The following is an 18,776-nucleotide window of genomic DNA, read 5'->3' as shown; positions in this document are numbered from 1 at the left end:
AAGTAAGGACGGTCGCGCCTGTGGTGGTTTTATCTCCGTGGAGCGCCTGGCCCCGGCCATAATTGTTAGTTCGATACCCCATGAGTCACGCCTCCGGGTATTGCCAGAAAGTCGGGGGCTTCAGCCATACCTTTGCGCGATAACAGCACTAATCTGTCCTGCGGGGTCGAGACAATTTCATCCCCGTTATCCAGTACGCTGCCCACCAGCGCGAGCCCTTTCTCGAAGTGTGTAGCTTTCTGGCCAGCGCTTGAAACAATCCGTGCAGATGAACCATCGGTATAAGTGACTGCATCACCCTCCACTGCGATTTTGACCATTTGACCGTTGCCTAGATCCATAACCCTGGCGCTATCAACAGCGGTTACGACACCACCTCGCGCAGTCAGGCTTCCCTCGACCGCAACACGCCAGATTGCTGTTACCGGGTGTTGGCGATCCCTTTCAGCGTTCTGCTCAATAATTTGTCGAGCATCCACATCCATTGCGGCCAGATCAGCGTCAGAGAAAGGGGATTTGTCAAAGTCGGCCAGCATTTGTTGAGTTGCTTCATTTGTAAACTGCTTCATCGTTATTACTCCTTATAAAATGTACGGATAAATTCCGAATTGTATACGAAGTAAGCACGAGTAAATTCTGAAAATGAACTGAGGAATCATATGGTTGCAATTTGTTATGTGCAGTTACCCACTTCTGGACAAGTGATAAGAAAAACCTGAAGAGTGATAGCGGAAAATAACTTTCGGAAAAGGAGGTGCGAAAATTCCTGGCTCCTGTCTATAATACTGTATGGATATACAGCACCACGAAGAGCAGAGCATTATGAAACTTATCCCAGTGACACAACAATCACCAGGCCAATTCCCGTTGTTCGTTGAGCCTGTCAGCGCAGGTTTCCCTTCAGTCGCTTCCGATTATGTTGATGAATTTATTGATCTAAATACTCACCTCATCAAACATCCATCTGCAACCTACTTCTTACGAGTAACAGGTTCATCGATGGTAGAGGCACGTATTCACGAAGGCGATCTGGTCATCGTGGATAGCTCACTTGAGGCGAAAGAGGGGGATATTGTGATTGCGACCGTTGATGGTGATTTCACCATTAAGCGGTTGCAGCTAAGCCCGGCTCCCGCGCTACTGCCAATGAATAGCCGGATGTCACCGATCTATCTGAAAGAAGGCGAAGAACTGGCCATTTTTGGCGTGGTGACCTTCATCGTGTACAAGGCCTTGTGATGTTCTGCCTGGTGGATTGCAACTCATTTTACGCCTCCTGCGAGAGAGTCTTTCGGCCCGATCTGGTGAACAAGCCAATTGTATGCCTTTCGAACAATGATGGCATGGTCGTGGCACGTTCAGCGGAAGCTAAAAAATTAGGTATCCAGAATGGTGACGTGTACTTCCAGAAGAAAGCATTCTTTGAAGCTAACGGTGTACATGTTTTCAGTTCTAACTATGCCTTGTACGCGGAGATCTCCCGTAGGGTGTGTGAGACATTATTTAAATTCTCCAGTAATACTGAGGTCTACAGTATTGATGAAGTTTTCCTTTCGTTTGAAGGAATGCAGAAAAATTATAATTTTGATGACTATGGAAGAGAAATAAAGAAAACCGTATTAAAGAGCACCCATATACCCGTGGGGGTGGGCATATCGACAACTAAAACTTTGGCAAAACTAGCAAATAAAGCTGCAAAAACATGGACTAAAACAGGCGGAGTGGTTGATCTCAGCAGTCCAGAAAGACAACGTAAATTATTGCCATATATTGACGTAAGCGATGTCTGGGGGGTGGGCCGGAGATATGCCACCAGACTGAACAGCATGGGCATCAGGACTGCTCTCGATCTGGCCAATGCGCCAACATCGCTTATCCGTAACACATTTGGAGTCGTACTGGAGCGAACGCAGCGCGAATTGAATGGCGAGTCCTGCATAGCCCTGGAAGAGGTGAGGAAGGTTAAGCAGCAGATCATCAGCTCGCGTTCATTCGGCCAGAAAATAGAGCACTACGAAGCAATGCACCAGGCGGTGTGTGAGTATGCCGAACGTGCAGGCGAGAAGCTGCGCGAAGAGAAGCAATACTGTCGCTGCATAACGGTTTTTATTGGCACAAGTTACTATTCGAAAACGGCCCCTTACAGTGGCCAGCAGACAGTCAAGCTGGAAAACCCCACCGCCGATACCCGGGAAATCATTGCGGCTGCGGTCGCAGGGCTCCGGCATATCTGGCAGGAGGGATACCGATACCATAAAGCCGGAGTGATGCTATCTGACTTTTATGATAGCGCCACCAGCCAGCTCGATTTGTTTGGTGAGAACCGACTCTTTGCCAATGGTGAAGCGTTGATGGGCGTGATGGATAGAATTAACCGGTCAGGTCGGGGGAAATTATGGTTTGCGGGCCAGGGCATCGACAAAGACTGGACGATGCGGCGGGAGTTATTGTCACCATCCTATCTCACTAACATTAATGAAATCCCTCGCGTCAGGATTGGCTAATCAGCAGTGAAAACTTCATTCGTCATCGATAAAATTCGTCTGTAAACAAAACGAACTTGATATACTCGGTTTCGCTTGTTATGAGTATGTATGTACATACAGTCCTCCGTGCAGCGGAGGGAGTTTAGAGCCCTTTTTCGGGGATAGAAATGAATATCTCAACAACTTTCCAGACGCTGGAGAGCGAGATCACACAACTTCGTGGAGTGCTGGGTTCCCGGCTTCCGCTCAAGGCGAGTGTCTGCGTCCTGCCAGCCGTTGCTGATGGCGAAGAAGATATGGCCATCGAACACATCATGCCTGAGCTGAAACAGGGACACGATGCTGTCCATGCTGCCTGCGCGGCATACGCTGACCTGCATATCAGGGATGGCTATTCGCAGAAGTCCGCTCGGCGCACTACCGGCGTATTATGGTACGACAATACAGATGCGGAATTCTCTCAGCTGGTTACCCGTTTGGTGACATCCATCAACCAGCATAAAGAGAGCATTCAACGCCACATCATCGAAAACTACGGTGGTGATCGCCGACCGGAATACATGCGCTTCAACGCGCTGCATAGCGCCTGCCCTGGTGTCATGACCCTGCATCTCTATCGGCAGCTGCGTATGTTTGATAATGCTAACGTCAATCTGGTCAGTTTCGGCTGGAGGCAAAAGACGCTTTTTAGCAGGGTTAACAAAATCGAGTTGCTCCAGAAGATGGGCAAGGACATCGAGGAAGATGAAGATAAATCAGTCAGACTCAACTCGTTGATTAAGGCTATTGCGCGTGTACCGGAAGAAAAGCTTCGCTTACGCCGTCCGGTTAAAGTGCATCCAGCTGCAAACATCGCGATGGCTGATCCTGAACACCCCGACCAGATACTGCGTCTTTCTGCCGCTTCATCTATGCCGTTCATTATCATTCAGGATGAGCACGTGAAAATTCGGCCATTGCCAGAGTTCGTGGCCAATGAAGTAAAGCCGAGGAGTAACCGCCTCAAGACAGATGTGATCGGTATATTCCACGGCGAAAGTATCGAAATGATTCTCTGACCACACCGGCCAAAGGACTGGCCGTATTCCCCCCTCATAATTTCGTCACTCGCCGTCCATGCCATACCCTGAAACTAATATTGAAAATTCATTATGTTCAGCAAGGAATGTGGCGTGAAATACTTTGAATGTGCGCTCAGGTTCAGAATCGCCCCAGGTGACGTGTATGGGATCCACCAGCAACTGGATAAGGTAGTCCAGGAACGTTCTGGGTCGCGACTCCCATACACCTTCTACTCTCGCAAACAAAGTGCCTCCGACACCCAGGTTGTTCTGAGAACGGCTGTTGCACTCGGGCTCCCTGGCGAAGTCATGAAGGAAATCATGTTTGTGTCTGGCCAGAAAATTCGAATCTGCGGCTCGCTGGCCACTATTCGACGCGAGGAAGCTGGAGGCCGGAAAAGAGAGATTTGTCCACCTGCCCATGAACTCCCGGATTATATCCACTATCACCTGGAACGGGCCGGAGTGATCTGTGGACGGTTACGTATCGTTCGAAGCACCAAGTTCCATATTATTAAGCCCGGGAGCGTTGGCCGTACATCCCACAAGATCATTGTACCGATGAGCCAGTACGATGCTGAATGCGTGATTGAAGATGTCGGCGCACTTGAACAGGCATACGCTTTCGGGATCGGCAGAAAGCGGATATTCGGCTTTGGCTATATGAACAGCATCGAAGTGCTTTCCTGAACAGGCCATTAAGCATAGTTATTATCTGAATTTCAAACCGACTCGCAAACTTACGGCATTAACACTTCTGATACACCCTTTAAATGCTGTAAACTGTTGTAGCCCTTACTAAATCGTAAGAGTGGGGATTTGCAGCCCCGACTAATGACACGCCGTTCATGTACTTGAACGGTTCGCACTCGCTCGCCTGTTTTTTGTCAATGGTGGGTCGGGGCGTGGGAGCCTTACGGCTCGCCAGTCGTCATTAGCTGGTACTGCAAACCATGTTCCGATTCACCACCAAAGGAAATGGAGATGGAAAAACAGGACTGGCATAAGGCAGACATCATAGCTGCGCTACATAAGAAAGGTTTGTCACTTGCCTCACTGAGTAGGGCTAACGGTCTTTCAAGCAGCACTCTGGCAAATGCACTGACACGTGACTGGCCTAGAGGCGAGATCATCATCGCTAATGCAATTGGTGAAGAACCTCAAGAAATATGGCCAACCCGATATTTTGATAAGGCAGGAATGCCGATCAAGAGAATCATAAGAAAACCGGTTTAAATGAAAAAGGCTGGCATTTTTGCTGGCCTTATATACCTCCTGGCTCTGCTACTGAAACCACTAACACCGATCAAATGGTCATCAGCGAAATACCCCGTTCATTTCTATTGACCTCTTTACCTCCATGTAATCAAATTGATGGAATAATAACGGTTACGAGAGACAAACTGATGACGGTGTTATCTGCCCCTGAAATGCGCTTTGGAACCAAACAGGATGTTCCCTTTATCATAGCGGTGATTCGCGACGGTATGCGGGATGGGTATTTTAACTTTGATGATGATGACGGACTGTCTCAGTTCGAAAGTCAGATCTCAGAAGCCATTGCCAGGCGGGAACGGGGAGAGAATTGCGCCGATTTCTTGTTTGTCTTTGATGCTCAACATAATGGCGCAGCGATAGGTTTTGCCCTACTGACGGGCAAAAATGGTGCAAATGGACTTGCTTCACATCTGGAAATCAGGATGTTTGGTGTTACCAGGAGTCAAAGACAAAAAGGATTTGGGCGCTCCATGTTGCAAAGTATTCTGGATGCTACTCCCGGCCATAAAGTGGAGGCATCCTGTCTTCCTGCATCAGTTGTCATGGCCAGGATGCTGACTAATGCGGGTTTTCACGTCAAAGAGATAAGCCCGTTTGGAAAGCGTACTTTCAGACGCTAATGTAAAATTCAGATAAAAAAACCGGCTGACGAATTCAGTCGGTTTAGTAATCCTGCAAAAGGATGCTGGACAGCGACGGACGACTTCAGAGCTGTGGCAATGGCCCCTGGTTATCTTCAGTCGCAGCCTGGTCTTTATCCGGGGTGGCCGTTGCAGTCCGCGAGGCATCAAATGAGACCGTTGGGTCGCTGAGAGTCAGGATGCCAGTGTCTTCAACTTCTCGCGTTGTCAGCGTAAGCTCAGATTTACTGTCATCACACTTATTCGTTTTCTCCGCCAGTGCCTTGCACCAGATATAACGACCTCTCTGGGCATCAGAGACTGAAGGCTCTCCATATTTCTCGATCGCCGACTTCAGTAAGAGATCAGGGTTGCTGAATGAAAAGCGGATTTTGTAAGCCACCGGCTCAATGGGGTCAACTGCCGTATCGGGGATAAAATAGACCACCGTCTCCTGGTGAGCATCTCCCCAGAAAATACTATTCAATGAGTTGTTACTGTAGCGCTTTTGAATTTCTTCACCAGCAGACTGGCCAAGTTTGTCAGTGATAGCAGTGATCGCTTCAGAAGCTGTCATCCGCAGGCTTACCGGCCCTATAGAAAAAGACATAACATCAAAGCTATTCAGGGGGGTAATGGTGCTTTCTGGAGCGGTAGATGAATCGGGTACGTCATCACTGTACAGACTGTCATCCCCCGGAGAAGGCGTTACAGGTGCTGAATTTTGGATGTCAGGTGTGTAGCTGGGATCGGGAGCGTATAGGCCCATTGTATCATTCTGTACAGCAGAATATACCGAAGCGGTCGGCAGGACGGTAAGGAGCGCAAGGGCGCAGTATCCAAGGTATCTGGTCATATTCACCTCGTCAGTAGCAGTTGTCCTACTGTAACAGCGCGAGGTTTGAGAACATCATGGAAATGGGGTCAAAGCGGGGCGAAAAACAAGCCTGATTCACATGGCTTACGTAGCAGCATGGAGATCTCCTGAAGTCGGAGAAAATGAGTCAGATAACGCGAATATCGAAAATGGAACGAAGTACTTAATTACCTAACAGGAGGTACATGTTAACCTGACGAACATTGCTTACTGCCTATTTGTAGATTCAGGCTACAGGGAGAATCCAAGTGCCAAACTGCATACCCCTTAATCCGGTATTACCTAAAAACTTCGACGATACACCTAATGAAAAGCGCTCAAAGTCTCAGCTTGATGCCTGGTGGGATCATCCATATGGCATTACTTGCCCGGACGGGAAAATCACTGTTCGATGCCTGAATGGAGGAGCTTGGGATCGTTCGACAGTGCTGGGAGTAGCGGACAATTACGAAGAAGCCTGCGAGCTCGCAGAGCGCGAGCAATCAGCATGGGTCAAACGCCGTGCGGAGCCAATATTCTACTATAGCGGTGAAGCTCCATTCAGAGCGATAAGGGATGCACAACGTCCTGATCAGGAGCAGACCTTTGTCGCGTCTTTTGACACGCAAGATGAGCTAATCAGCTGGCTTAATAGTCAGAAAACCAGTTAATACCAAGTCTGGAAGTCTGCTTCTCAACAGACTTCCACATTTGATTATCAAGCTCCCCATAATTTGGGTTCAGTATAAACATTCCATTACGTTCTATTCCCCTCATTACATTCATCTATCCGTAAATTTCGTTAGCCAGCACATCGGGGTGATACTGATGTCAGGTAAACAAAACGGATGCAAAAATGCAGACATGTTCGGAAGTCCTGGCGGTTGAAATATTCAATCAAGTTGGACGTGAGGCAGCTATTGCTCAATATAACTTAATTTGTGAAATAGCCCAGCGACGTTACGAAGACAGCCTGGCCAAATATGGTTCCGTGCCAGCTGGTTTCACCGCGCTCAATTTCCTCCATCCGGCAGAACTTCAGGAGCGTTACATCCTGGGGTTGGGAATTCAGCTTTGTATCGATGAGCAGCATGAAGCCAGGGAACGGGTTTTAGCTCGCTGCCTGGCAAGAAAAAGGGCCGCATAAACAGGTGATAAAACAACTCAGCTATAGCTGAACACGCACTAATTGGCTATGTTAACAAAACGAACAAGGTGGCGATTATGTACAGTGAATCTATCGATCGTGCTATCAGTATCCTCAAGGACGCGGGCGAAAAAATCGGTATGGAACTGGGTAGTAATGTGACATCTCAGGAATCAGAACTGCTTGAGGATGCGCTGGTGGGCCTGACTAAAGTTAAAGGGCAACTCTGCGGTAATCACTCCTTAACTGATGTAAAAGCGGACGTCGTGCCTTTTAGTCTCAGTTCGACGAAGAACGTCGATAGCCCGCATTAATTAACAACCACCAACTGGACGGAAGGGATATGACTGAAGACAACGCCGGTAGTGTTTCTGGAAAAGCACAGAACGCCCCAAAAGCAAATGCCCACCTGGACAGGCTCTTTGATTTCATTGTGACAGAAATCAAAGAGCAGGGTGCAGCACCGTCTTACGAGCAGATCTGTTCTTCTCTGGGGTATTCAAAAGGGCTCGTTTCCCGGCGTATCCGGCAGTTGCATGACCAGGGACGAATCATTATCGATGGTGAAAGAAAGTCTATGACGCTGCGCGTAGCGAAAGGACAAGGTCATGATGACATTGCCGAACTCCCGGACATGACCAGTGACAGGAAAGCAATCATCACGTATGTCAAAAAATACATGAACAGAAATGGTGGCCGTGGGCCATCAGTTCACGCAATAGGGAAAGCGCTCGGCTTCTCGAATAACAAGGCGCGTAGACATGTGGACTATCTCGACGAAGTAGAGAGGGTACGTTACAGCCCTCATCTTAATGAAGTAATCGTTATCAATCAGGGTGATTACGTTAAAATTACCCAGGACAACGATGAACCACCGAGCCCGGCAGAAGGTTAGCCATGATTCGCATATGGAGAGAAGTTGTAAACGTAAAGGTTCAGGACGGGAGCCGTAACGGACGAATCTGGTTTCTTGAACTTTCGTGTGGCCATCATGCTGTCAGACGTATACCTCGATTACGTCTGCATAATCTGACGCAATTCGAACGACTTGAGCCACCAGCTAAATGTCACTGTGTATTGTGTGAAATAGATGCTATTGCAGGACAAAAATAGCAATAAACACAACATAAAAGCCCTCAATTTGTCCCCATTGTTTTTAGCCTGACAGCATTGGTACTGATAGCCTAATCATATTTAAACGCATAACCCTATGGTGGACATATGAAAAAAGCTGTTTTTGGCCTTTTAGCACTATTGCCCTTCATAACCAGCGCAGAATCGATCGATCCGAACGATTTCTATGCTCAGCAGCCTTCTCAAAACTACCAACAACCTGCTGCCAGCGAGCAACAGGACGATGCTGACAATTCCAGTGACCAGACAGCTGCGATCGTATTGAACCTGGAAAGTTACAAACCGCTGGGGAATTTTGTAGTCCCCCAGGGAGTAGAACGCCCATTCATTGGTCTTATTAACAGCAAAATTTTCATACTGTCTGAGCAACCAGATAAACGCTTGGCTGGCCTATGGATAGGTCGTAGTCAGGATGGTCGTGAAGCACTTTGTGGTTACCTGAACAACAGTATGCAGGTCAGAAAATGTTATTACATCTTATATCGTGAGTAAAAAATGGGGCCGTAGCCCCATTTATTTTAATGTTTGAATGAGGGTATAAAGGGTATTACTGGATTTGTTCCTAGCGAAGCTAATTCGTTAGGCGCAAGATAACGTCGCAGTTCAGTAATCAATATATCAACTGATTTATCCCAGCCATCTCTCACAATGTTTAGAATGTGCCGAGCTGGATAATGTGTTAGAAAAGGATGGTTGGGGCCAAATTTATTAAGGTGTTCAATAGTACCTATTGCATCGAGATAATCTGTAACAAGATGGTGTTCTGACTCAAAAATAGCGACAAATTTATAACCATCAGCAGCGTTTACCCACTGGCAAGTACAGTCATTAAGCTGAAATTGATTAGAACGTTTTTCCCCCTTGGGTTTAGGATTGACTCCAATACCAAAAGACAAATACAAACCTTTCCTTCCCCAGAAGGCCGGTCTCTTCAAGTCCTGACCATTGTTTCCTTCGACCTCTCCAAGAATGCCAAACAAAGTAGCTGATTCTTGGTTAGGATTCGTTCTCATACGGAAAAGAATGCATAGATCTGCAAACTTTAAGCTATTATAAACTGAATTATAAAAGACATTCTCATGGCCAAGTAGATAAGGATTATGCTCTACCGCAAAATTAGTGCCACTTCTAAAGTCACGGCAGCTAATGAATACACCAAACTGGCTCATATTAGCGAGGATATCGACATTGCGATAATCAGACAAATTAATAAGTATAGTATTTAAGACTTCTCTACCTTCATAACTCATCAGATAGTGGCAGAGCAAATTTTGTAGACCGAAGTTTCTGAACTGATCTTTAATTAAAGAAAAATATCCTTCACCAGCTAATGAAACTAGGTTTCTCATTGTTGGTGTATGTTTCCCCATGAGAGGGGAATTAAAACGTACCTTCATCCGGTTATTATCATAAAGGGTTTCAATAATTGAGCAAAAGTGCATCGCCCAATACGCGTTGTTATCACCAATTAAACCGGGTTTCACTACAGTAGTTTTAGAAAAATCCATTCTGTCTCCAAAGCAGTAATCAGTCACTCATAACACGATATTTGCAGTGAAAGTTATATCTGTAAGCAAATTTCGTCAGCTGTTAGCGTCGTATTAGGCTTAGTAAAAAGCCGGAGGTAGATATGCCTAAAGACGATGTTGCAACAATCATAATCCAGAATGGGTTGACGCATAAAGTAAATGTGATCTGCAAATTCAGCGCACAAATCGACAATCAAATGTTCTCATTCATCATCCATCGCACATTAAGCGTATGTCGATATGCGCTTGTCTGTAAGGCAACAGGCCAAAGAATTGCAGTTCTTGATACCAGTCGAGTAAAGGCACTTGGTATGGAAGCAGCAGGTAAACTAGCGCTATCAGATCTGGCCTCATCATTAGGCGAGACTAGACTTGCTGCGATTCTGACAAATTCACTTCAGAGCAGGAGCGCGGCAAGTGAGTGATTTAATCGACGATAACTTTATTATTCCTGCACTGAGTAGCATAGCAGGCATCACCACGCCACTATCAGGACAAACGTACAGGAACGCTCCAGATATCGACATATCTTGCTATGACGTGATAATCATTTGCCTTAGCGGCGGAAAAGACTCCATAGCCTGCCTTCTCCACTTAATTGACATCGGGGTCGATCTGTCCAGGGTGGAACTCTGGCATCACGATGTTGATGGCCGCGAGGGAAGTACTTTAATGGACTGGCCATTTATGGCCGACTACAACCGCAAAATAGCTTCAACATTTCAGATACCGTTGATGTTCTCCTGGCTTCAGGGAGGAATGGAAGGTGAGATGCTGAAAGAGAATGGCTACAGTCGCCCGCAATGTATCGAAACCCCAGATGGATTAATAATCGCGGAACGTGATATCCAGCGAAGCACTCCCGCCACGCGACTTCGGTTCCCTCAGCAATCACCAAGCCTTAAAACACGTTGGTGCTCATCAGCACTAAAAATTGATGTTGGTCGGCGAGCACTCACAAATCAGAGACGCTTTGACGGAAAAAAGGTGCTTTTTATTACGGGGGAAAGGAGAGCGGAAAGCTCTAATAGATTCAATTACTTACAACTGGAGCCACATACCAGCAGTTGCAAAAAAAGACAAGTTGATGCCTGGAGGCCAGTACTTGCATGGTCTGAAGAACAAGTCTGGGAGATTTTAGCAAAACATCGTGTTACAGCCCCAGTACCGTATCGTCTTGGATGGGGTCGCAGTTCATGCTTAACGTGTATATACAACAGTGCTCGCATATGGGCAACCATCAAACATTATTTCCCCGAGCGTATTCACGCAATGGCCAACTATGAAAACCGCTTTGGGGTCACTATCAGTCGTAAACGAATAAATGTTCTGGATCTAAGCCAGAATATTTCTCCTATTAATATCACGGATGAGGAAGCGCTGCTGCAAGCGGTAAATCCGGTCTATACATTGCCCGTCATTAACATGTCAAAAGAATGGGTGCTACCTGGTGGGGCGTACAACCGGGAGAAATGCGGGTCAGACTAATTAGCCATCAGCGATTTATAGCTGAGATTTCGTCACCTGAATATTACGTGGAAAATAGATATCAAATAGCAACATTGATACAGGCTTAACCGCCTCTGAAGGAAATATTATGACGATGGTAACGGCCAGAAATTGTACTGAAACACGGTTCAACCAGTTATGGGATGCTCTGCATGAAAAAAGCAGTGCGGAAAACGAATCCTTGTTTCAGCAAGAATTGCATCGCTGCCGCAGTAAACGTCAGCGAAGTAAACTGGCCGGGCGATTCGCCGGTGCCTGGCAAACCTTATTCGATGCCTTCTGTGAAGGTCGGGTCTTCTGCTCACTTCTGGACTCGGTTATCCACCAGGAGAGTATCAGCGAATGGCAGGTTGAAGAGTTAATCTCATTCACTTCTGCCCAGATGTCGACTCTATACAAAGGGTAGAGGTAGATATGGGACAAAGAAAATGTGCAGCAGCGTTCCTGCTCGCTGAAGAAATGTACCAGATACCAGCGACCAAATCGGTGATACTTGCCCGGGACCTGGAAGAAAGAGGGTTGTATCTCCGCGCTGCCAGGCAATGGGGAGAGGTCATGTTTGAACATACCCAGTGTACTGAGTACATTGTTGAACAACGGGAACGTTGCATTCGGTTATCCAATTCTCGCCATGAAGACCGTATCAGACAGCATGAGCAGGCAAGTGATCTTCAATATATTCACAAGCATATTAATGATGTATACACACGGATGGGACTAAAAGACGATGGTGTCTTTAATACCGCCTGATTTGTCGACCTTTTCCGTTCATTAAAAAATGAAACTGAGGAGAATGAGCGCACTCTTGACTGATTTTGACGGAGGATTACGTAAGTGGTTAAACAAAGTTTATTTGACCTTATAGGAGCTACCACGGGCCCAGAGCGAGATCTGTTGATCGTAAGCCTTCAGTCTCTACATCGTGAACGAGTAAGCTCATACAATGCATTGTGTACAGCCTGCTCAATCTCTGGAGATAAAGTCCCGCCAATGTCTTTATTCGGCATAGACGAGGTTACTGATGCACTACGCCGGTTAGGTGCATTACCGATCAGATAGTTCTTCAAGTAGTCAGGGTGAACAGGTTTGAATTGATACAAACGGCCTATGCTGAAGAGGAACAGAGATAACTGATGAAAACAAACGAAAACCTGCTGAACAGCATTGGAAAAAGTATTCGAATGTGGCGAGATAACTGCTTCCCTCCATTTCAGCGAGCGTATGGAACATGGTTATTGGTTCTGGTTTCGGTTAATGCCGGGATATGGTTTTACATAACCTCTGACTGGTCTGTACAGTTCGTCGGCAATATAGCAGGGCTCTTGGTTTTCCCAATGCTGGGTCGAAAGGTTTTTACAAAACGCGCCAGATCTTGGCAAGAAGAACTGGATATTAAGCTGGCAAAATACAAACCGCATAACATAGCTGCATGGAGGGAGTTGCAGGCTTATGCCTTGGAATCCAATACGCTATCTTCACAAATTGTTGAACGGTGGTATTTCAAAGAGCGGGAATTTATCAAGACGGCCCAAAAAGGGAAGCCGGGTAGTTCTGAACTCAAATTTCTCAAGAATAATACTGGATCAAAGCCTTAAGGAATCTGAGAGCCGGTGCGTAATGCAGAACCCACAGCCGAAGGGTTTTGGGAGTTAAACTGATACAGCTTTTACCGTGAGGTGGGATTTATGTCGAATGTCTTGCAGAAAGAAAACATCATCATGTCTCTGCCTCATCGTGACTGGAGTTGTGAAGTCATCGAGTGCCGATTAAAAGTGTGCCCCGTACCTGACGAACTCGACAGGGGGAATAACATCTTTTTCATCGTGGAAGACCTTTACCAGCTACGCGAGAACAGTGAATCACTTAACGTGCTTGGACAAATTCTGGCGAAACGTTTCCCACACATACCACCAAAAAGAATGCACCTTGTGCTGCACCGACGTGATGTGCAGAAAGCTCATGGAGTAGCCATCCACCTCTACCGCTTCATGCGTAGCGAGAAAGAAAATAACCGTAGTATTTTCATTGGTCGTAACCCTACTGAAGTTTCCCAGAAGACGGCATACGCCTCGATGTGCATTTTCTGACCACCAGCTGTTGAATCGTCACAATAGCCGACATAGTCGGCTATTTTTTTACGCTAAGAAAAACCATTTATGCCCACAAATTGCGGTTGAAAAAGCTATTTATTTTTGGGTGCAAAACGTCCTCATTCTCACTGTAACAATAAATTTCAACATGTGATTATAGTGAGAGTCGAAGCTGAAACATGAATGGTGGCTACATATGCATGATCTCCAGAATTCGTTAACTAGCAAAAATACCAACATTATCCGTGCTGAATTTGAAAATATGCTTTCTGCGCGTGGAACATCTATCGTGCGTTTTGATACCAACGCAGGGGCGAACAGCGGCGAGTATATAGGAAAAGGAATTCAACGTGAGTGGGTTGGGTATTTGCTAAACCATACGAGTTCTGGCCATACGGTCAAGGCATTTGAACCGGTGTATTCTATTCCTTTAAAAATCAGGCCAGACCTTCAATCCAGAAATATTGCAGACCACCAGACTAAAGTAAAAAAGTTATTTGAAAGTTATGATGAAGCGTATCTTACAGCCGCTATAGACTCAGAAGAGTATTGCAAGCCATTCTGGGTTTATCAGAATGCAGATGACGGTCATTACTCGATCAGTACTCGCGGTTTCAAAAATGCAAATGCACCTGCAAGCATTCCGAGCGATAATCGCATTGATATCGCTCAGATGAAAATGGGATATCCCATGCTCGATTATTGCCATAACATTATACCGTCCTCAGTCGTGCGATTAGGATTTAATGGGCGAGTGTTTACGCAAGGTAAGTATTATTACACCAATGAAGAGGTTTTCAGTTGGTTGTCCCGGAACCCGGATAGCGCAGTTTTCATTACGTTCCCAAAAGTTAACCAGACTGATAGATCTGAATTGATGTCAATTATGAAACGAGAATTCCTGAATTCGTGGGGTTTATTCTCATATTATCGCTGGCTGGGACGCAGCACCGCATTACTGGCATTGAGCCCGGTCAGTTCTAATGCTTCTGTTAAGTTAAGAAGTAGCAATGCACACTTCTTCAAAAATGCAATGCTGGCTGTTAACACGATCATTCCTAAAGGTAACGGAATTTCGTAATCGGAATAGTTACCGTTAGAGTGATTTAAAGATCGATTCATTCTGGAAATTGAACGAAGAAAATTTAATGGGAGTAACTATGACTGCACTACGCCGTATCTCAACAGAACCAAGCTGGACTCCAGTTGGCATCCGGGGCGAAGGGTTACCGACTAAAGCAGGTGTATACCGTTTTATTGTTCCCCGGGAAGCCGATAGCTCAGAACATATTGAGTTTCTGGCGTTAGTGCGCTGGCGTAAACACGGTGTTCATCAACTGTTATTTCCCACCTTTGAATACATCGTATGCGACGAGAATATCGTGCTCCCAGAAGGCACATGCTGGCGTGAACGCGAACCGTGGGATCCAGATACGCTGGGGGAAACCGAGTTCATCATCGTTCCTGAAATGAGCGCGGGTGCTCAACGCTGTCCGTTCTGCAAAGAAGTTCCGCGCATCGTTGGTGATAAATACAACTTTGAGTATAAGGAAAACTACATCACGAAAATGCCTCACCGGTTTAACCGCCTGTGGTTCAGCTGCTGTAAATGGGTTGCTCCTGTGCCCACTTCTGGGATTCAGTCACTGATTACGGCCTGGAACAAAATGCTCGGGTCATCCCGGTAGGAGTAATGATGAAATGTGCGTACCTACGAAAGTTTCTGATCATTGCTTTCATAACCGGCATTAGCGGATGCCAGAGTCTCGGAATAGGGTTAAGCCTGGATGAGCGCTACCAGAAGGCTTATCAGAAAGTACTGGCTGACCCTAATGACGATAACATTAAGACTTTCATGAAACTCAGCCAGGAAAAAGGCGAAAGAGACATGCAAGAGGCAAATTCGAAAGCCGCAGCCGACACTCGTGAAAGCGATAAGGGGTTTACTGAGTATTTTAAATCATATGGCAACGATGGATTTAAGCGGGCCAGACAATAAGAAAGAGGTCATATGTCATTACAGCAATCGCATGAAAATCTGGAGTTCCTGAAGGGGGCGGTCTGGTGCGCCGCAAAACTCGTTCAGGAAATTGGCGATTCAAAAGGTGCAGCTATTCTTATCACAAACTTGCCGGTTGGAATTTTCCCTCAATGTAGCGAAAGGGATTTATTTGTTCTGAGGCAATATGTCAGGAAAGATCTGCCACTTGGTATTGATGCCGAATATAGCGATATCAGGCCGGTCTTAATTGATTATCTGGGAGAGCCAGTAGACCTTCCTGAGTGTGAACTGGATAATTATGAACCGGCTCCTGGTGAAATGCTCCGCTGGGGAGTAACTGGAGATCTCAGTTCCGGGACACGATGTGTGCTGGTGGATAATCTTGCTTATCTCGCTGAAGCAATTGGTATCAGCAACGCACTAAGGCAACAGGCCGCAGAGTCAATCCAGCGCACCCTGTGATTAGTGAGTCGCCCCGAATTTCGTAAGCAGCATAAATGCCCTTAATCTTTATCCTACATATTTCAGGTTGTTGGGGTTTACCATGTACAAAGACCATTTTCCACAAGCGTGTCCTTCATCGATAAAAGAGGGCCAGTCATGCTGGCGGGTATTTATTGATATGGACGTAGACAACCCGTCGAAAATAAAAACCAGCGTCGAATTAATAGAAGTTGGCGTAAAAACAATTCGAATGAAAAAGAATGCGGCAGAAGGCAGTGAAAAAACTGTTTTTCTTGTGGATAAAATCCCTGGAATCACATTTATCAAAATTCGGCCTAGCGACAAAAAGCCAAGCGTCTGGAATACAAGCATCAGCAGTTTCTATAAACATGACGTGGAAATCGGGAAAACATTCCCCGTTGGTATCAGAACGACTAAAAGCGCTGCGTTTCGTACAGCAACAAAAAAAGTTGAACAGAGTATGCAAGAATACACTGATACTATAGCTAAGCTTGAAAACGACTATGTTAAGAATGAGACGGAGATTGCTGAGTACAAAAATGAACTCGCTGCTTACCAAACAATACTCCAAACCCTAAAACGTATGGCAAAAAGGCATCTCAAGCAATAATACATTTCGTCTCTTTTCAGGTAAACAAAATGGAAACACAATGTATTTTCATTGCAGGTTTCAAAAATTGTTTCACTCTGGGCCATACATGTTTAGTATGGGGACATAACAAAGAGAACGCTGGCGAGTACGCTGGCATAAAGATCACCTTTCCCGGCCTGGCCGGGATTTTTTTTGTCTGATGTGCCGTCCTTCTCACCACAAACTTAATATCCTGACTATTTTTATGGATGTGCAGTGCAATTATTTAACGAATTACCATTCGTCACCAGACCGGACAGGCTGATAATAATGTCATCCGATACAGAGCTGGGGAGGGTGTATGACTAATCGTGGCTATAGCAAAGTAATTATCGAAGGTACTGTAGGCCGTGAGCCTGAAATCCGACAACACCCTACCCACGGCATCTACGCAAAGATTTATGTAACAACATCTGAGTCCTCAATGGAGGATAAATCTGGTCTGGAGAAAATTACGGAAGAACACTATCAGATCATTTTGCTTGGTCAATTTGCTGATGTGGCCCGCAATCATCTTCATGTCGGGACAGGAGTGTACCTGGAGGCCCAATTGCGTACCCGCCTAATCAAGGAGGATGGTAAAGAACGCTTCTTTATGGACGTACTTGTCAACCCCGTGAAGGGGCATGTTCTTCGCAAAGTCAATGTAGGCGGTAATAAACTGGTGAGTCGTCACCTCCAGCAGAACCGTGGGCAGGATCACCGGCAGAATACCAGTTATAGCCGCAGGCCACAAAACACGAACGCGAGGCCAGCAACACCACGCAACTCGCCCCCAACAATGGAAAATTATTATTTGGGAAATCAGGATGAAGTTCCAGGAAGCACTGGTGCTTATGGAACTGAGATAGCCTTTTAATGATTAGCAGCATATCTGTTTTAATTTGTATCATAACTAATGGGGAATTATTGCCGTGAATGAATTCAATAACGCACTCCAGACGATACTGGAAAATGGGTCTATGTCATATGGCCAGGCTGCTATTTATGCCGGTGGTGCAATTTGCGTTGCGGCCCTTTTTTCGGCGATACTCAGAAGTGGACTACTGGTAATTTTGGGAATTGTCTCAGGCTTTTATCTGTTCAGTCTCAACACTCCAGACAGTACACTGGCGTATACTGCTGCTGCCTCAGACCGTCTCATCGAGCAGGTTAAAGCTGTCGGTGGATGCGCCACTAGACACATTGAGGATGCGCAAACTCTGGGTATCATCATAAAAAATGGCGATGTTATCGAGATAGCAAAGCAGTGCGGTATTATAAAATAATAACCGTAGCATATTATGATTGATGAATGCCTGAATGGTAATCTGCTCGCGGATTACCATTATTTTTTGAGATGTCTTATAGAACTTATCTAAAATTACATACGACTGTCATGACAGTATAAGGTCTTTATGAAAAACGTCGTCAAAACTTTACTACCCTCAGTGAACACTGGTGATCAAGACGAAAGCGTAAAATCGGATACGCTGACTGGCACTACTAAACCCTGCGACCACGGACTGGTTCATAATCATCTTTTAGGGCAGGAGGCCTGTTACTATGCCAAACACTAACGACTCGCTGACAGGACTCAACGTCGAGCTCGTTGGTGCATCGAAACAAGAGTTTACTCTCCTCACTGAAAACCATCTGATGCGCCGCATCATAGTGGCTTTATCTGAGTTAATGCGTAACGCGGAAGGCGTGATGATTGATTCTCATGTTTACCCGTGGGATCAAGTTCTCCCTGCTGCGATGGACATTCCATCATCCAACGCTTCTGATGAAGAGATACAGAACTGGATGATCAGTGCCTGTAAGGAGTGGCAGTGCGAATACAATCGCCGGGTTCAGTCGTTTACCGCATCAGAAGTAAAAAGCAAAAGCGACACCGAGAACGATAACCTATTCCTGCTGAATATCACCAACCTAGCCCATATGCTGATTGACCGGTTACTGCCGTTTGTCAGTATCGAGGAGATT

Annotated in this window: 27 protein-coding genes and 1 pseudogene; 25 read left to right on the top strand and 3 right to left on the bottom strand. The window is 46.0% G+C overall.

Annotated elements, in window-relative coordinates; translation table 11 throughout:
- Nucleotides 1–65: 65 nt before the first annotated feature.
- Complete coding sequence (locus M989_RS23720; protein WP_007372141.1) at nt 66–569, bottom strand: hypothetical protein; 504 nt, start codon at nt 567–569, stop codon at nt 66–68.
- A 253-nt stretch (nt 570–822) separates the two neighbouring features.
- Between M989_RS23720 and umuD the strand changes: the two genes are divergently transcribed.
- The 6 genes from umuD (at nt 823) to M989_RS23690 (ending at nt 5,445) form a co-directional block, all read left to right on the top strand.
- Nucleotides 823–1,239 carry a translesion error-prone DNA polymerase V autoproteolytic subunit gene (gene umuD, locus M989_RS23715; protein WP_008786793.1) on the top strand — a complete coding sequence of 139 codons (417 nt, stop codon included), beginning with the start codon at nt 823–825 and terminating at the stop codon, nt 1,237–1,239.
- The gene (gene umuC, locus M989_RS23710; RefSeq protein WP_009652912.1) at nt 1,239–2,504 is read left to right on the top strand and encodes a translesion error-prone DNA polymerase V subunit UmuC; all 1,266 of its coding nucleotides are present in this window, start codon (nt 1,239–1,241) and stop codon (nt 2,502–2,504) included. Before umuD ends, umuC begins: the two co-directional genes overlap by 1 nt.
- 149 nt (nt 2,505–2,653) lie before the next feature.
- Nucleotides 2,654–3,544 carry a DNA replication terminus site-binding protein gene (locus M989_RS23705; protein WP_007372144.1) on the top strand — a complete coding sequence of 297 codons (891 nt, stop codon included), beginning with the start codon at nt 2,654–2,656 and terminating at the stop codon, nt 3,542–3,544.
- 312 nt (nt 3,545–3,856) lie between these two features.
- On the top strand, nt 3,857–4,237 hold the full coding sequence (locus M989_RS23700; RefSeq protein WP_127649377.1) for a type I-E CRISPR-associated protein Cas6/Cse3/CasE: 381 nt from the start codon (nt 3,857–3,859) through the stop codon (nt 4,235–4,237).
- A gap of 288 nt (nt 4,238–4,525) precedes the next feature.
- The gene (locus M989_RS23695) at nt 4,526–4,783 is read left to right on the top strand and encodes a helix-turn-helix domain-containing protein (RefSeq protein ID WP_001333498.1); all 258 of its coding nucleotides are present in this window, start codon (nt 4,526–4,528) and stop codon (nt 4,781–4,783) included.
- A gap of 170 nt (nt 4,784–4,953) precedes the next feature.
- Entirely contained in the window at nt 4,954–5,445 is a 492-nt protein-coding gene (locus tag M989_RS23690) for a GNAT family N-acetyltransferase (RefSeq protein WP_000217395.1), read from the top strand.
- Nucleotides 5,446–5,530: 85 nt separating this feature from the next.
- Here M989_RS23690 and M989_RS26370 read toward each other — a convergent pair whose 3' ends face one another.
- Nucleotides 5,531–6,301 (bottom strand): hypothetical protein, encoded by a 771-nt coding sequence (locus M989_RS26370; RefSeq protein ID WP_020996131.1) that lies wholly within the window; start codon nt 6,299–6,301, stop codon nt 5,531–5,533.
- A gap of 269 nt (nt 6,302–6,570) precedes the next feature.
- Between M989_RS26370 and M989_RS23680 the strand changes: the two genes are divergently transcribed.
- From M989_RS23680 to M989_RS23660, 5 genes are all read left to right on the top strand, one after another.
- The gene (locus M989_RS23680; RefSeq protein WP_008786797.1) at nt 6,571–6,972 is read left to right on the top strand and encodes a hypothetical protein; all 402 of its coding nucleotides are present in this window, start codon (nt 6,571–6,573) and stop codon (nt 6,970–6,972) included.
- Nucleotides 6,973–7,157: 185 nt separating this feature from the next.
- Nucleotides 7,158–7,448 carry a hypothetical protein gene (locus M989_RS23675; protein ID WP_007372147.1) on the top strand — a complete coding sequence of 97 codons (291 nt, stop codon included), beginning with the start codon at nt 7,158–7,160 and terminating at the stop codon, nt 7,446–7,448.
- A 77-nt stretch (nt 7,449–7,525) separates the two neighbouring features.
- Nucleotides 7,526–7,762, top strand: a complete 237-nt coding sequence (locus tag M989_RS23670; protein ID WP_007372148.1) for a hypothetical protein — start codon at nt 7,526–7,528, stop codon at nt 7,760–7,762.
- A 29-nt stretch (nt 7,763–7,791) separates the two neighbouring features.
- Nucleotides 7,792–8,343, top strand: coding sequence for a LexA family transcriptional regulator (locus M989_RS23665; protein WP_007372149.1), 552 nt, complete (start codon nt 7,792–7,794; stop codon nt 8,341–8,343).
- Between the two features lie 326 nt (nt 8,344–8,669).
- Nucleotides 8,670–9,074, top strand: coding sequence for a hypothetical protein (locus M989_RS23660; protein ID WP_008786799.1), 405 nt, complete (start codon nt 8,670–8,672; stop codon nt 9,072–9,074).
- Nucleotides 9,075–9,100: 26 nt separating this feature from the next.
- Here the strand turns inward: M989_RS23660 and M989_RS23655 are convergent, their stop codons facing one another.
- Nucleotides 9,101–10,090 carry a hypothetical protein gene (locus M989_RS23655; protein WP_007372150.1) on the bottom strand — a complete coding sequence of 330 codons (990 nt, stop codon included), beginning with the start codon at nt 10,088–10,090 and terminating at the stop codon, nt 9,101–9,103.
- 122 nt (nt 10,091–10,212) lie between these two features.
- Between M989_RS23655 and M989_RS23650 the strand changes: the two genes are divergently transcribed.
- The 14 genes and pseudogenes from M989_RS23650 to M989_RS23585 all read left to right on the top strand — a co-directional run.
- Complete coding sequence (locus tag M989_RS23650) at nt 10,213–10,536, top strand: hypothetical protein (protein ID WP_020996132.1); 324 nt, start codon at nt 10,213–10,215, stop codon at nt 10,534–10,536.
- Nucleotides 10,529–11,599 carry a phosphoadenosine phosphosulfate reductase domain-containing protein gene (locus tag M989_RS23645; protein ID WP_032951308.1) on the top strand — a complete coding sequence of 357 codons (1,071 nt, stop codon included), beginning with the start codon at nt 10,529–10,531 and terminating at the stop codon, nt 11,597–11,599. The genes M989_RS23650 and M989_RS23645 overlap by 8 nt, the downstream gene beginning before the upstream one ends.
- Nucleotides 11,600–11,708: 109 nt before the next feature.
- On the top strand, nt 11,709–12,026 hold the full coding sequence (locus M989_RS23640) for a hypothetical protein (RefSeq protein WP_020996134.1): 318 nt from the start codon (nt 11,709–11,711) through the stop codon (nt 12,024–12,026).
- A gap of 8 nt (nt 12,027–12,034) precedes the next feature.
- Entirely contained in the window at nt 12,035–12,370 is a 336-nt protein-coding gene (locus tag M989_RS23635; protein WP_008786801.1) for a PerC family transcriptional regulator, read from the top strand.
- Between the two features lie 383 nt (nt 12,371–12,753).
- Complete coding sequence (locus tag M989_RS23630; protein WP_009653863.1) at nt 12,754–13,215, top strand: hypothetical protein; 462 nt, start codon at nt 12,754–12,756, stop codon at nt 13,213–13,215.
- A 90-nt stretch (nt 13,216–13,305) separates the two neighbouring features.
- Nucleotides 13,306–13,707: a hypothetical protein gene (locus M989_RS23625; protein WP_020996135.1), complete on the top strand. Its 402-nt coding sequence runs from the start codon at nt 13,306–13,308 to the stop codon at nt 13,705–13,707.
- Nucleotides 13,708–13,906: 199 nt separating this feature from the next.
- The gene (locus M989_RS23620) at nt 13,907–14,791 is read left to right on the top strand and encodes a hypothetical protein (protein ID WP_007372154.1); all 885 of its coding nucleotides are present in this window, start codon (nt 13,907–13,909) and stop codon (nt 14,789–14,791) included.
- A gap of 79 nt (nt 14,792–14,870) precedes the next feature.
- Complete coding sequence (locus tag M989_RS23615) at nt 14,871–15,398, top strand: hypothetical protein (protein WP_007372155.1); 528 nt, start codon at nt 14,871–14,873, stop codon at nt 15,396–15,398.
- A gap of 5 nt (nt 15,399–15,403) precedes the next feature.
- The gene (locus M989_RS23610; RefSeq protein WP_032941601.1) at nt 15,404–15,709 is read left to right on the top strand and encodes a hypothetical protein; all 306 of its coding nucleotides are present in this window, start codon (nt 15,404–15,406) and stop codon (nt 15,707–15,709) included.
- Nucleotides 15,710–15,721: 12 nt separating this feature from the next.
- Nucleotides 15,722–16,174, top strand: a complete 453-nt coding sequence (locus M989_RS23605; RefSeq protein ID WP_007372157.1) for a hypothetical protein — start codon at nt 15,722–15,724, stop codon at nt 16,172–16,174.
- A gap of 82 nt (nt 16,175–16,256) precedes the next feature.
- Nucleotides 16,257–16,787: a hypothetical protein gene (locus tag M989_RS23600; RefSeq protein WP_007372158.1), complete on the top strand. Its 531-nt coding sequence runs from the start codon at nt 16,257–16,259 to the stop codon at nt 16,785–16,787.
- Between the two features lie 322 nt (nt 16,788–17,109).
- Nucleotides 17,110–17,667, top strand: coding sequence for a single-stranded DNA-binding protein (gene ssb / locus M989_RS23595; protein ID WP_008786804.1), 558 nt, complete (start codon nt 17,110–17,112; stop codon nt 17,665–17,667).
- Between the two features lie 55 nt (nt 17,668–17,722).
- Nucleotides 17,723–18,076: a hypothetical protein gene (locus tag M989_RS25760; RefSeq protein WP_154050669.1), complete on the top strand. Its 354-nt coding sequence runs from the start codon at nt 17,723–17,725 to the stop codon at nt 18,074–18,076.
- 277 nt (nt 18,077–18,353) lie between these two features.
- A pseudogene (locus M989_RS23585) lies at nt 18,354–18,776 on the top strand (hypothetical protein); the annotation flags it as partial.

Origin of the sequence: Kluyvera georgiana ATCC 51603, assembly GCF_001654985.1 — a bacterium.
Lineage (GTDB): Bacteria > Pseudomonadota > Gammaproteobacteria > Enterobacterales > Enterobacteriaceae > Kluyvera > Kluyvera georgiana.
This window is presented reverse-complemented; position numbering and strand designations above follow the sequence as displayed.

Bases quoted from the DNA above. Each gene is read 5' to 3' on its own strand.
- M989_RS23720 (WP_007372141.1), bottom strand. From the start codon at position 569: ATGAAGCAGTTTACAAATGAAGCAACTCAACAAATGCTGGCCGACTTT.
- umuD (WP_008786793.1), top strand. From the start codon at position 823: ATGAAACTTATCCCAGTGACACAACAATCACCAGGCCAATTCCCGTTG.
- umuC (WP_009652912.1), top strand. From the start codon at position 1,239: ATGTTCTGCCTGGTGGATTGCAACTCATTTTACGCCTCCTGCGAGAGA.
- M989_RS23705 (WP_007372144.1), top strand. From the start codon at position 2,654: ATGAATATCTCAACAACTTTCCAGACGCTGGAGAGCGAGATCACACAA.
- M989_RS23700 (WP_127649377.1), top strand. From the start codon at position 3,857: ATGAAGGAAATCATGTTTGTGTCTGGCCAGAAAATTCGAATCTGCGGC.
- M989_RS23695 (WP_001333498.1), top strand. From the start codon at position 4,526: ATGGAGATGGAAAAACAGGACTGGCATAAGGCAGACATCATAGCTGCG.
- M989_RS23690 (WP_000217395.1), top strand. From the start codon at position 4,954: ATGACGGTGTTATCTGCCCCTGAAATGCGCTTTGGAACCAAACAGGAT.
- M989_RS26370 (WP_020996131.1), bottom strand. From the start codon at position 6,301: ATGACCAGATACCTTGGATACTGCGCCCTTGCGCTCCTTACCGTCCTG.
- M989_RS23675 (WP_007372147.1), top strand. From the start codon at position 7,158: ATGCAGACATGTTCGGAAGTCCTGGCGGTTGAAATATTCAATCAAGTT.
- M989_RS23670 (WP_007372148.1), top strand. From the start codon at position 7,526: ATGTACAGTGAATCTATCGATCGTGCTATCAGTATCCTCAAGGACGCG.
- M989_RS23665 (WP_007372149.1), top strand. From the start codon at position 7,792: ATGACTGAAGACAACGCCGGTAGTGTTTCTGGAAAAGCACAGAACGCC.
- M989_RS23660 (WP_008786799.1), top strand. From the start codon at position 8,670: ATGAAAAAAGCTGTTTTTGGCCTTTTAGCACTATTGCCCTTCATAACC.
- M989_RS23655 (WP_007372150.1), bottom strand. From the start codon at position 10,090: ATGGATTTTTCTAAAACTACTGTAGTGAAACCCGGTTTAATTGGTGAT.
- M989_RS23650 (WP_020996132.1), top strand. From the start codon at position 10,213: ATGCCTAAAGACGATGTTGCAACAATCATAATCCAGAATGGGTTGACG.
- M989_RS23640 (WP_020996134.1), top strand. From the start codon at position 11,709: ATGACGATGGTAACGGCCAGAAATTGTACTGAAACACGGTTCAACCAG.
- M989_RS23635 (WP_008786801.1), top strand. From the start codon at position 12,035: ATGGGACAAAGAAAATGTGCAGCAGCGTTCCTGCTCGCTGAAGAAATG.
- M989_RS23630 (WP_009653863.1), top strand. From the start codon at position 12,754: ATGAAAACAAACGAAAACCTGCTGAACAGCATTGGAAAAAGTATTCGA.
- M989_RS23625 (WP_020996135.1), top strand. From the start codon at position 13,306: ATGTCGAATGTCTTGCAGAAAGAAAACATCATCATGTCTCTGCCTCAT.
- M989_RS23620 (WP_007372154.1), top strand. From the start codon at position 13,907: ATGCATGATCTCCAGAATTCGTTAACTAGCAAAAATACCAACATTATC.
- M989_RS23615 (WP_007372155.1), top strand. From the start codon at position 14,871: ATGACTGCACTACGCCGTATCTCAACAGAACCAAGCTGGACTCCAGTT.
- M989_RS23610 (WP_032941601.1), top strand. From the start codon at position 15,404: ATGATGAAATGTGCGTACCTACGAAAGTTTCTGATCATTGCTTTCATA.
- M989_RS23605 (WP_007372157.1), top strand. From the start codon at position 15,722: ATGTCATTACAGCAATCGCATGAAAATCTGGAGTTCCTGAAGGGGGCG.
- M989_RS23600 (WP_007372158.1), top strand. From the start codon at position 16,257: ATGTACAAAGACCATTTTCCACAAGCGTGTCCTTCATCGATAAAAGAG.
- ssb (WP_008786804.1), top strand. From the start codon at position 17,110: ATGACTAATCGTGGCTATAGCAAAGTAATTATCGAAGGTACTGTAGGC.